The 10,089-nt window shown below is 72.3% G+C and carries 8 protein-coding genes; 3 read left to right on the top strand and 5 right to left on the bottom strand.

The genetic code is table 11. The annotated features are described in order from the left end of the window. Positions 1-125: 125 nt before the first annotated feature. The 5 genes from OFY01_RS11940 to OFY01_RS11920 form a co-directional block, all read right to left on the bottom strand. The gene (locus OFY01_RS11940; RefSeq protein ID WP_266599047.1) at positions 126-1,436 is read right to left on the bottom strand and encodes a DUF58 domain-containing protein; all 1,311 of its coding nucleotides are present in this window, start codon (positions 1,434-1,436) and stop codon (positions 126-128) included. A gap of 37 nt (positions 1,437-1,473) precedes the next feature. Beyond that, positions 1,474-2,463 (bottom strand): AAA family ATPase, encoded by a 990-nt coding sequence (locus OFY01_RS11935; RefSeq protein ID WP_266599055.1) that lies wholly within the window; start codon positions 2,461-2,463, stop codon positions 1,474-1,476. Next, positions 2,463-3,620, bottom strand: coding sequence for a DUF4350 domain-containing protein (locus tag OFY01_RS11930; RefSeq protein ID WP_266599053.1), 1,158 nt, complete (start codon positions 3,618-3,620; stop codon positions 2,463-2,465). The genes OFY01_RS11935 and OFY01_RS11930 overlap by 1 nt, the downstream gene beginning before the upstream one ends. A gap of 305 nt (positions 3,621-3,925) precedes the next feature. Beyond that, positions 3,926-4,618, bottom strand: coding sequence for a DUF4129 domain-containing protein (locus tag OFY01_RS11925; protein WP_407700324.1), 693 nt, complete (start codon positions 4,616-4,618; stop codon positions 3,926-3,928). Between the two features lie 4 nt (positions 4,619-4,622). Next, positions 4,623-6,005: a DUF7544 domain-containing protein gene (locus OFY01_RS11920; protein ID WP_266599045.1), complete on the bottom strand. Its 1,383-nt coding sequence runs from the start codon at positions 6,003-6,005 to the stop codon at positions 4,623-4,625. 206 nt (positions 6,006-6,211) lie between these two features. Here OFY01_RS11920 and mtnA point away from each other — a divergent pair, with 206 nt between their 5' ends. The 3 genes from mtnA to mtrB form a co-directional block, all read left to right on the top strand. Further along, positions 6,212-7,348, top strand: coding sequence for an S-methyl-5-thioribose-1-phosphate isomerase (gene mtnA, locus OFY01_RS11915; protein WP_266599049.1), 1,137 nt, complete (start codon positions 6,212-6,214; stop codon positions 7,346-7,348). Then, the gene (gene mtrA / locus OFY01_RS11910) at positions 7,345-8,034 is read left to right on the top strand and encodes a two-component system response regulator MtrA (RefSeq protein ID WP_323135500.1); all 690 of its coding nucleotides are present in this window, start codon (positions 7,345-7,347) and stop codon (positions 8,032-8,034) included. The genes mtnA and mtrA overlap by 4 nt, the downstream gene beginning before the upstream one ends. Position 8,035: 1 nt before the next feature. Then, positions 8,036-10,089 (top strand): MtrAB system histidine kinase MtrB (mtrB, locus tag OFY01_RS11905; protein WP_266599043.1); only part of this gene is annotated, 2,054 nt, incomplete at its 3' end.

The following is a 10,089-nucleotide window of genomic DNA, read 5'->3' as shown; positions in this document are numbered from 1 at the left end:
GCCCGGACCGGGAACGGTCCGGGCTTCTCTGCGTTTAGGGCAAAGGTGTGCCGGAAGGGGGCGGGGGAGAGAGACTCGCCCTCGCCCGCCCCGGCCGAATGCCCCGGCGTTCAGAGGCGGCCCGTTCAGAGGCGGCCCGTGGATTTGAGCGTGAGATAGGCGTCCGCGAGGGCCGGAGCCAGGTCGGAAGGAGTCGCGTCGACGACGGTGACGCCACGTCGCGTGAGTTGCTCCGCGGTGCGGAGGCGTTCCGCTTGAGCCTGGGATGCCGAGGCCGCGGCGTAGATCGTGTCCGTGTCGCCCCGTGATGTCGCCATGGTCTCGACCACCGGGTCGGCCACCGACGCGACGACCACAGGATGCCGCTGTGTCAGGCGGGACAGAACCGGTAGAAGACCCTCTTCGAGTGGTGCGGCGTCCAGAGACGTCAGCAGGACGATGAGGGACCGGCGTGGGGCTGTGTGAAGAGCCGTGGACGTGAGACCTCGGGCATCCGTTTCAACCAGTTCCGGTTCCAGCGGAGCCATGGCTTCCACCAGAGCGGGCAGAACCTCTCTGGCCGTGCGGCCCTGGACGAGAGCCCGAATGCGACGGTCGTAGGCCAGAAGATCGACGCGGTCACCCGCGCGGGAAGCCAGCGCGCCGAGCAGCAGGGCCGCGTCCATGGAAGCGTCCAGGCGTGGCACGTCACCTACACGGCCGGCGGAGGTGCGGCCGGTGTCGAGGACCAGGAGGATGTGACGATCGCGTTCCGGACGCCAGGTGCGGACGGCGACTGCGGACTGACGGGCCGTGGCGCGCCAGTCGATGGAGCGTGTGTCGTCCCCGGGCACGTATTCGCGAAGGCTGTCGAACTCGGTGCCCTCGCCCCTGGTCAGGACGCTGGTGCGGCCGTCGAGTTCGCGCAGGCGGGCCAGTTTGGCGGGGAGGTGTTTGCGGCTGTGGAAGGGCGGCAGCACCCGGACCGTCCAGGGGACGTGGTGCGTGCCCTGCCGCGTGAACAGCCCCAGGGGCCCGTACGAACGGATCGTGACGCGGTCGGCTCGGCGGTCGCCTCGCCGAGTGGGCAGCAGCCGTGAGGTGACGCGGCGGCGTTCGCCTGCCGGAATGTCGACCCGGTGGCGGGACGCCTCGTACTCCGTGCCGGGGCTCCAGCTGCTGGGCGGCCACGCGTCACGGAGCTGGGCCCGCAGGCGGCGACGCGTCGGGTTGGTGACCGTCAGGGTGACGTCCGCCGGGTCTCCGAGACGCACGGAGGTATCGCCGGATCGGGCGAGGAGGAGACGTCGTACGGGTGTGGCGAGGGCGTAGTCGCAGGCGCAGGCCAGGGCCAGGGGGGTGTTGACGGCGAGGATGCCCGTCCAACTGGGCTCCCAGATGCCGACGGGGAGGGAACCCAGCGCGGCGAGCAGAGCCGTGCGTCCGGTGAGGGCCATGAGGTCTCCAGTCCTCCAGTCTCCGGTGCTGTCCGGGTCAGCGGGGGACGGGGACGTGGGTGAGGAGCGAGTTGATCACGGAGTCGGCGGTGACGCCTTCCATCTCGGCTTCCGGTCGCAGCTGGACGCGGTGGCGCAGGGTGGGCAGGGCCAGGGCCTTGACGTCGTCGGGGATCACGTAGTCGCGGCCGGTCAGCCAGGCCCAGGCGCGGGCGGTGGACAGGAGCGCCGTGGCGCCGCGCGGGGACACACCGAGGGAGAGGGACGGCGATTCACGGGTGGCGCGGCAGATGTCGACGACGTACGCCGTGACCTCGGGAGAGACCTGAGTCTTCGCGACGGCGGCGCGGGCGCTCTCCAGGTCGGCGGCGGTGGCCACGGGGCGCACGCCGGCGGAGCCGAGGTCGCGGGGGTCGAAGCCGGACGCATGGCGGGTCAGGACCGCGATCTCGTCCTGCCGGGTGGGCAACGGCACGTTCAACTTGAGGAGGAAACGATCCAGTTGGGCCTCGGGGAGCGGGTAGGTGCCCTCGTACTCGACCGGGTTCTGGGTGGCGACCACCATGAACGGTTCGGGGAGCGGGCGCGCGGTGCCGTCCACCGTGATCTGACGCTCCTCCATGGCCTCCAGGAGCGAGGACTGGGTCTTGGGCGGCGTGCGGTTGATCTCGTCCGCGAGGAGGAGGTTCGTGAACGCCGGGCCGGGCTGGAAGGAGAAGCGCGTGGTGTTGGTGTCGTAGACCAGGGAGCCCGTGACGTCGCTGGGCATCAGGTCGGGGGTGAACTGGACGCGCTTCGTGTCGAGTTCGAGGCTGGCCGCGAGGGAGCGCACGAGCAGGGTCTTGGCCACGCCGGGAACGCCCTCAAGGAGGACGTGGCCACGGCAGAGCAGGGCCACGACCAGGCCCGTGACGGTGGAGTCCTGCCCGACCACGGCCTTGGCGATCTCCGCGCGCAGGGCCTCCAAGGACGCCCGTGAGCTGCGCGGATCGGTCGTGGGCCCGGCGTTGTCAGTGGTCGGGTCCATCATGAATGGCGTACCTCTCTTTCGAGGGCGTCGAGGTGGTCGGCGAGTGCGATGAGCGCTGCGTCGGTCTTCGGCGGTGGGCCGAAGAGGAGAGTGTGCAGGTCCTGCGCGGGCGTGGGGAGTTGATGTGCCAGGGCAGGGAGGAAGGTCTCGGGCGTGTGGGCCTGGGACGGGGGGAGACCGATGAGGGGGGCGAGGCGGGTGCGGGTGGAGATACGCAGAGCTGTGGCGGCGCGGTCGCGGGCGTTCGCCTTGCGGTAGAGGCGGGCGCGGCCTTCGACGGTTTCGGAGGCGCGGATCGCGACGGGCAGCCGCTCGGGGACGAGCGGGCCGAGGCGGCGGGCTCGCCACAGGGCGGCGAGTGCTGCCGCGATGAAGAGTTGCAGTGTGCCCCAGAGCCAGCCCTTGGGGACCAGGTCGACGAAGCTGCGGTCGTTTTCGGAGCCGGTGGCCGCGGCGTCGTCGGAGAGGGAGGGGAGGTACCAGACCAGATGCGGACGGGTACCGAGGAGTTGAAGGGCGAGCGAGGCGTTGCCCTGCTCGTCGAGGCGGCTGTTGAGGAGGATGTCGGGGGCGCCGATCAGCACGGTGTCGCCGGTGCCGTTGGTGGATTCGGCCCGCGCGGGCAGGCGCAGCAGGGTCGGGGCGCCGTCGCTCGGATAGCAGGAGTCGGTGCCGGTGACCGTGGTGCGGTAGCGGTGGCCGCCCGTGTCGGCGGCGCCGGCGCGGCGGGCCGCGGGCAGGGCGCAGGCCGGGTCCAGTGTGGTGTCGAGGCTGGGCGCGGGATCTTCGGTCACGCCGGGGGCCAGCGTGTCGAGCGACGGGGAGCCGGGGGCCACGAGGACCGTGCGCCCTCCCGATCGCTCGGTGGCTGCCCGCAGCCGGTCCTGCTGGTGTGGTGTGAGCAGATCCGGGGTGGCGAGGAGGAGCGTCGTGTCGGGGCCGGCGGCGTCGCGTGCCTGGTCGGTCGTGGTGACGACGCGTGTGTCGACGCCGCGGTCGGCCAGGAGTTGGGCGACGGCGCGGCTGCCGTACGGGTCGGCCGAGCGCGGATCGAGCATGCCGTGCTTCTCGCCGGAGCGGACCACGGCTATGAGCACGGCGGCGATCAGGAGCAGGACCAGGGCCAGGGTGATGCCTCGCGTGCGGGTCCAGATCTGGCGCGCAGTGGGCGCGGTGGAGGTGGTGCCGGAGGCGCTGTCGCTGGTCGCGTCGGTGGTGCCGCTCGGGCCGGGCGGGGCGGGTGCGGCGGATGGCGGCGCGGTGAGCGTGGCCGTGCCGCCCTGGGAGCCGGGCCTGCGTGGAGTGTGGGCGGTGTGCGGAGTGGCCGGCGTCGGCCGGCCGGTCGCGTGCGGGGCGGTTCGTCCGGGCGTGCCGGTCCCGCGGGGGCCGAGCCGTCCGGCGGCGTTGTCGACGACGTGGCCGCTGTCGGCGCCGGGGACGCCCAGCTTGTCGGGGTCGGTCACCGTGTCGCTCCCGAGGCCGCCGTGAGGGCCGGGGTGGTGTACTCCACCTCGGTGTCCAGGTCGGTCAGGCGTTGGTACGTCTCCGGGGTGGCCGGGCGGCCGCCGTACACGACGGCGTCGAAGTCGCCGGCCGCCTCGCGCAGGCGGTCCGCGTGCGCGGGCAGTGCGCGCGAGGCTTCGGCGCCCGCCTCGTCGGCGGTGCGGCCGGGCCGCGGTTCGAGGAGGGCGCGTTCCTCCAAGGCGCGCACCAGGGCCCGCATCCGCTCCTGGACCGCCTGGTTCCAGTGGCCTTCGGAGGCATGGGCCGCGGCGGCCGCGCGGTGCTCGGCGGCGCTGCGCGGGCGGTCCTCGAAGAGCGGTGCGGCGGAGACGGGGGAGCGGCGCGGAGTGCCGAGCCGCCACCACAGGGCGACCACGACGGCGACGACGGCCAGCACGATCACGAGCAGGCCGACGGTGCCGCCGGGGGTGGCGTCGGACGCGGCGGAGAACAGCTTGCCGACCCAGTCCAGGAACTTGTTCAGGGCGCGCATCAACCAGTTCGGGTCGTTCTGGTGGTACGCGGGCTTGGACAGCTCGCGCCTGGCCGCCTCCCGCGCCGGATCGCGCGGGATCCTCACCGGCGGTCCGCCGCCGTCGGCGCGGGCCAGCCAGGCCGCCGCCTTGAGCACTCCCCCGGATGTGCTCACCCCGTCAGCTCCCTGGAGTAGGGCCGGGGGCGCCACTGTGACTGGGCAGGCCGGCGGCGCGGACCAGTTCGAGGTCGAGGGCCTCGCGGCGGATGCGCTGATCGATGTAGAGCAGCACGGTGACGCCGGCGGTGATCGGGAAGGTGATCGTGGAGCCGATCACCGCGCCGACGGCGGTGATGATCAGGAACGCCCAGCCGAGGTGGCCGTCGCCCGACAGGAAGCCGCCGATGCCGTTGCCGCTCACGGCTCCGGCGATGGCGGTGAACGGGATGAGGATGATCTCCGAGACGATCGCGGTGATGAGGCCAGCCAGGAGCTGGATGCCGAAGACCCGCCACCAGGAGCCCCGGACGAGCTTGCTGGAGCGCCCCATGGCCTTGCGGACGGTCTGCTTCTCCAGCATCAGCGCGGGCGAGGCCAGCGAGAACCGGACCATCAGCCAGATCGCGACGACCACGCCGCACAGCCCGCCGATGACCCCGAGCGCGGCGCCCCCGTCGGCGGAGCCGAACACTCCGACGAGGATGCCGGGCAGCACACTCACCAGGATGATCACGGAGGCGATCAGCGGAAGGAGCAGTGTCAGACCGAGCAGCTTGAGGACCTGGGGCCGCGCGTCGCGCCAGGCCGAGCCGATGGTGACGGACCTGCCGAGCACGGCGTTGCTGGTGACCGTCGTCAGCAGGGCCGTGGCGACGATGGTGCCCAGCAGGGTGACGACCGCGACGACACCGGAGCCGATCAGTATCCCGCCGAGGGCGTCGAGCACCTCTCGCGGCGTGGCGTCGGGGTTGTCGAGGGCCGTGCTCGAGGTGGCCTCGTTGAGGACGAAGCCCTGCAACAGGACCGTCAGGAGCCGGGTGACCGCGGCGACCGTGAGCGATATGCCGAGCACGGTGCGCCAGTACGTACGCATCGTCGACACCGCGCCGTCGAGGATCTCGCCGACACCGACGGGGCGCAGGGGGATCACGCCTGGCTTGGCCGCCACCGGCCTGCCCTGCCAGCCGCCGCCCCAGCCGGGGTAGCCCTGCCCGGGATACCCCTGTCCCGGGCCGCCGTAGCCGCCGCCGTAGCCGCCAGGACCGCCGCCGTAGCCGCCGGGGCCGCCCGCGTGGCCGCCGTTTCCGTTGTACGGCCCGGCAGGGGGCTGCGCGCCCCAGCCGGGGGCCGGGGGAGGAGGCGGCGTCTGGCCGGAACCGGAGGGCGCGGACCACTGTGCGGGCGGCGGCTGCTCCTTGGACCACCGCGGGTCCTGGCCCGCGGCGTCCTGAGGGCCGGAACCCTGGGCGCCGCCGTTCTGGCCGCCCGGGATCTGGCCGTTGCCGTCAGGCTCGTCGGACGGGGCAGATCCGGGCGAGGCCCAGCCCGGAGTGTCGTTCATCGTGGCTCCTTCACAGTGCCCGTCCGCGCTCGCGGTGGCGGGTTGGCTGCCATGGTGCCATGGGGTGGGCCCGGGGTGACCTGGCACCGCAGGGACGGCACACCTTCAATTGTCGGGCCCCTACGGGGCAGACTGGGCGGATGGCTGATCAGCGCACGGAATCCACCGGGGACAAATGGTCCGACCAGGACGAACAGCCCAGAATCATGGGTGTGCCGGCGATCCGCTGGACGGAGTCGGCGGACGGATCCGCCGTGGTGCTCCTCGATCAGACACGTCTGCCGGCCGAGGAGGCCGAGCTGGTGTGCACGGACCCGCAAGGGCTGGTCGAGGCGATCCGGTCGCTGGCCGTGCGCGGCGCGCCTCTGCTCGGCATCGCCGGGGCGTACGGCGTGGCGCTCGCGGCCGCACGCGGCTTCGACGTGCGGGAGGCGGCGGACGCGCTGGCCGCTGCGCGGCCCACCGCCGCCAATCTCGCCTACGGCGTGCGCAGGGCACAGGCGGCCTATCGCGGCGCGCTCGCCGACGCCGACGGCGGCGACGACACGGCTCAGAGTTCGCGACGGGCAGCCGAGGCCGCTCTCGCCGCCGCGAGGAACCTGCACCGGGAGGACGCCGAGGGCAGCGCCCGAATGGCCGAACACGGACTGCGGCTGCTAGAGCAGCTGCTGCCCGGTGGCGGCCACCGCGTTCTGACCCACTGCAACTCCGGTGCGCTGGTCTCCGGCGGCGAGGGCACCGCCTTCGCCGTGGCGCTCGCCGCACACCGGGCGGGCCGGCTTCGCCGCCTGTGGGTGGACGAGACCCGGCCGCTGCTGCAGGGGGCCCGCCTGACCGCGTACGAGGCGGCGCGCAACGGAATGGCGTACACCTTGCTGACGGACAACGCGGCAGGTTCGCTGTTCGCCGCCGGTGAGGTGGACGCCGTGCTGATCGGCGCCGACCGGATCGCCGCCGACGGTTCGGTGGCGAACAAGGTGGGGAGCTATCCGCTCGCGGTGCTCGCGCACCACCATCAGGTGCCGTTCATCGTGGTGGCGCCGGTGACGACCGTGGACCTGGACACCCCCGACGGGGCGTCCATCGAGGTCGAGCAGCGGGCCGGACGCGAGGTGACGGAGTTCATGGCGCCACAGGTGCCACAGGCCGGAGTGGAGGCGGTAGGCGGGATCCCGGTGGCACCGCTCGGAGCGCAGGCGTACAACCCTGCCTTTGACGTGACACCGCCGGAACTGGTGACGGCGATCGTCACTGATGAGGGCGTTGTGACGCCCGTGACAGAAGAACGGCTGGGTGAGCTGTGTGACAGGTCACGCCCAGATAACGATGAGCTAATGGGATGATGTGGGCCATGAAGGGACGAGTCCTTGTCGTCGACGACGACACCGCACTGGCCGAGATGCTCGGCATTGTGCTGCGTGGTGAAGGTTTTGAGCCGTCGTTCGTGGCCGACGGCGACAAGGCGCTGGCCGCATTCCGGGAGACCAAGCCCGATCTGGTGCTCCTGGACCTGATGCTGCCCGGACGGGACGGCATCGAGGTGTGCAGGCTGATCCGGGCGGAGTCCGGTGTGCCGATCGTGATGCTCACGGCCAAGAGCGACACCGTCGACGTGGTCGTGGGCCTGGAGTCAGGCGCGGACGACTACATCGTGAAGCCGTTCAAGCCGAAGGAACTCGTCGCGCGCATCCGAGCCCGGCTGCGCCGGTCGGAGGAGCCCGCGCCCGAGCAGCTCGCCATCGGCGACCTGGTCATCGATGTGGCCGGGCACTCGGTGAAGCGCGACGGACAGTCGATCGCGCTGACTCCGCTCGAGTTCGACCTCCTGGTGGCCCTGGCCCGCAAGCCGTGGCAGGTGTTCACCCGCGAGGTGCTGCTCGAGCAGGTCTGGGGCTACCGGCACGCGGCGGACACGCGCCTGGTCAACGTGCATGTACAGCGGCTTCGCTCGAAGGTCGAGAAGGACCCCGAGCGGCCGGAGATCGTCGTGACCGTTCGCGGCGTCGGCTACAAGGCAGGACCGAGCTGACATGTCCCGGGACAGTGCCGCTGCGGCGCCCGGAACGCCGGGAACCCGCTCGGAGCGGCCTGTGGGGCCGACGGCCGGGCGTGACTCCTGGCTGCGCCGGGTCGCCGACGGCGGCCTGCTGCTCCAGGGCGGGATGAACGGCAGCCCGGTGCTGCGCCTGGTCATGCGCTGGGTGCGGCGCCCGCTGCTGCCCGCACTGCGGCTGTGGCGGCGCAACATCCAGCTGAAGGTCGTCGCCACCACCCTGCTGATGTCCCTCGGCGTCGTTCTGCTGCTCGGCATCGTCGTCATCGGCTCGGTGCGCAACGGACTGCTCGACGCCAAGGTCAAGGCGTCGCAGAGCCAGGCAGAAGGCGGATTCCGCGCGGCCAAGGACAAGGCCGACTCGGCGGCCGCCGGGATGCGCGACGGCGGATCCGCGAACACCGGAACCACCCTGAACTCGAACGACTGGATGAGCGACCTGGTCACCCAGCTGGCCAGTGGCGGACAGAGCGCCTACGCGGTGGTGACCCTCAGCTCGCCCGGCAGCAACGGCAACCAGAACGTGCGCGGACCGCGCGCCTCCGGAGGTCTCGACCCGGACCGCAGCGTGCCCAAGACGCTGCAGACGAAGGTCGACAGCAGCATCGGCGCGGTCCAGCAGTACACGCGGATCGTGTACGCCAGCGGCAGCACCAAGGAGTCACAGCCCGCCGTCGTCATCGGCAAGCGGCTCACCGATCCCAACGGCCACGCCTACCAGCTGTACTACCTGTTCCCGCTCACACAGGAGGAGAAGTCCCTGGCCCTCGTGAAGGGCACCCTCGCCACAGCGGGACTCTTCGTCGTCGCACTGCTCGGCGCCATCGCCTGGCTCGTCGTACGGCAGGTCGTGACTCCCGTACGCATGGCCGCGGGCGTCGCCGAGCGGCTCTCGGCCGGCCGCCTCCAGGAACGTATGAAGGTCACCGGCGAGGACGACATCGCCCGTCTGGGCGAGGCATTCAACAAGATGGCGCAGAACCTCCACCTCAAGATCCAGCAGCTGGAGAACCTGTCACGGATGCAGCGCCGCTTCGTGTCCGACGTGAGCCACGAACTGCGTACCCCGCTGACGACCGTACGGATGGCCGCCGACGTCATCCACGAGGCGCGGGCCGACTTCGACCCCGTCACCGCGCGGTCGGCCGAACTCCTCGCCGACCAGCTGGACCGGTTCGAATCGCTCCTCGCCGACCTGCTGGAGATCAGCCGCTTCGACGCCGGTGCCGCCGCGCTGGAAGCCGAACCCATAGACCTGCGCGAGGTCGTACGGCGCGTCGTCGGCGGCGCCGAGCCGCTCGCCGACCGCAAGGGCACCCGCGTCCGCGTCGTCGGCGACGAACAGCCCGTGGTCGCCGAGGCCGACGCCCGCCGCGTGGAGCGCGTACTGCGCAACCTGGTAGTGAACGCCGTGGAACACGGCGAGGGCAAGGACGTCGTCGTACGGCTCGCCGCCGCCGGCGGAGCCGTCGCCGTGGCCGTACGCGACTACGGCGTGGGCCTCAAACCGGGCGAGGCGACTCGCGTGTTCAGCCGGTTCTGGCGCGCCGACCCGGCACGCGCGCGTACCACCGGCGGCACCGGCCTCGGCCTGTCCATCGCCCTGGAGGACGCACGCCTGCACGGCGGCTGGCTGCAGGCGTGGGGCGAGCCCGGCGGCGGATCCCAGTTCCGCCTCACCCTGCCGCGCACCGCGGACGAGCCGCTGCGCGGTTCGCCGATACCACTGGAGCCCGAGGACTCACGGCGCGGCCACGGGCTGGGCCAGGCGGGCCTCGCCCACGGCAACGGCACGGAGCGAACAGCCGTGCCCGCACAGACCCCGCCACTGCCCGCGAAGACGCCGACCGTGCCACGCGCCGCGCAACAGGCGCCGACGGCCACCGCCGACCCGACGGCCCTCCCGGGCAGCAGCGCACGCGTGGTGCCGCGCACAGACAGCGGCGACGGCAGCGGGACGGTCGCGATGAGCGTGCCGCGCCAGGTGCCGCCGACGGCGCCGGACGAGCGCGGCGGCGACCCGACCGAGGA

Origin of the sequence: Streptomyces beihaiensis (assembly GCF_026274175.1) — a bacterium.
In the GTDB taxonomy this organism is placed as follows: domain Bacteria; phylum Actinomycetota; class Actinomycetes; order Streptomycetales; family Streptomycetaceae; genus Streptomyces; species Streptomyces beihaiensis.
Note: the sequence above shows the minus strand (reverse complement) of the source record. Positions and strands in the feature narration are given on the sequence as shown.

Bases quoted from the DNA above. Each gene is read 5' to 3' on its own strand.
- OFY01_RS11940 (WP_266599047.1), bottom strand. From the start codon at position 1,436: ATGGCCCTCACCGGACGCACGGCTCTGCTCGCCGCGCTGGGTTCCCTC.
- OFY01_RS11935 (WP_266599055.1), bottom strand. From the start codon at position 2,463: ATGGACCCGACCACTGACAACGCCGGGCCCACGACCGATCCGCGCAGC.
- OFY01_RS11920 (WP_266599045.1), bottom strand. From the start codon at position 6,005: ATGAACGACACTCCGGGCTGGGCCTCGCCCGGATCTGCCCCGTCCGAC.
- mtnA (WP_266599049.1), top strand. From the start codon at position 6,212: ATGGGTGTGCCGGCGATCCGCTGGACGGAGTCGGCGGACGGATCCGCC.
- mtrA (WP_323135500.1), top strand. From the start codon at position 7,345: ATGATGTGGGCCATGAAGGGACGAGTCCTTGTCGTCGACGACGACACC.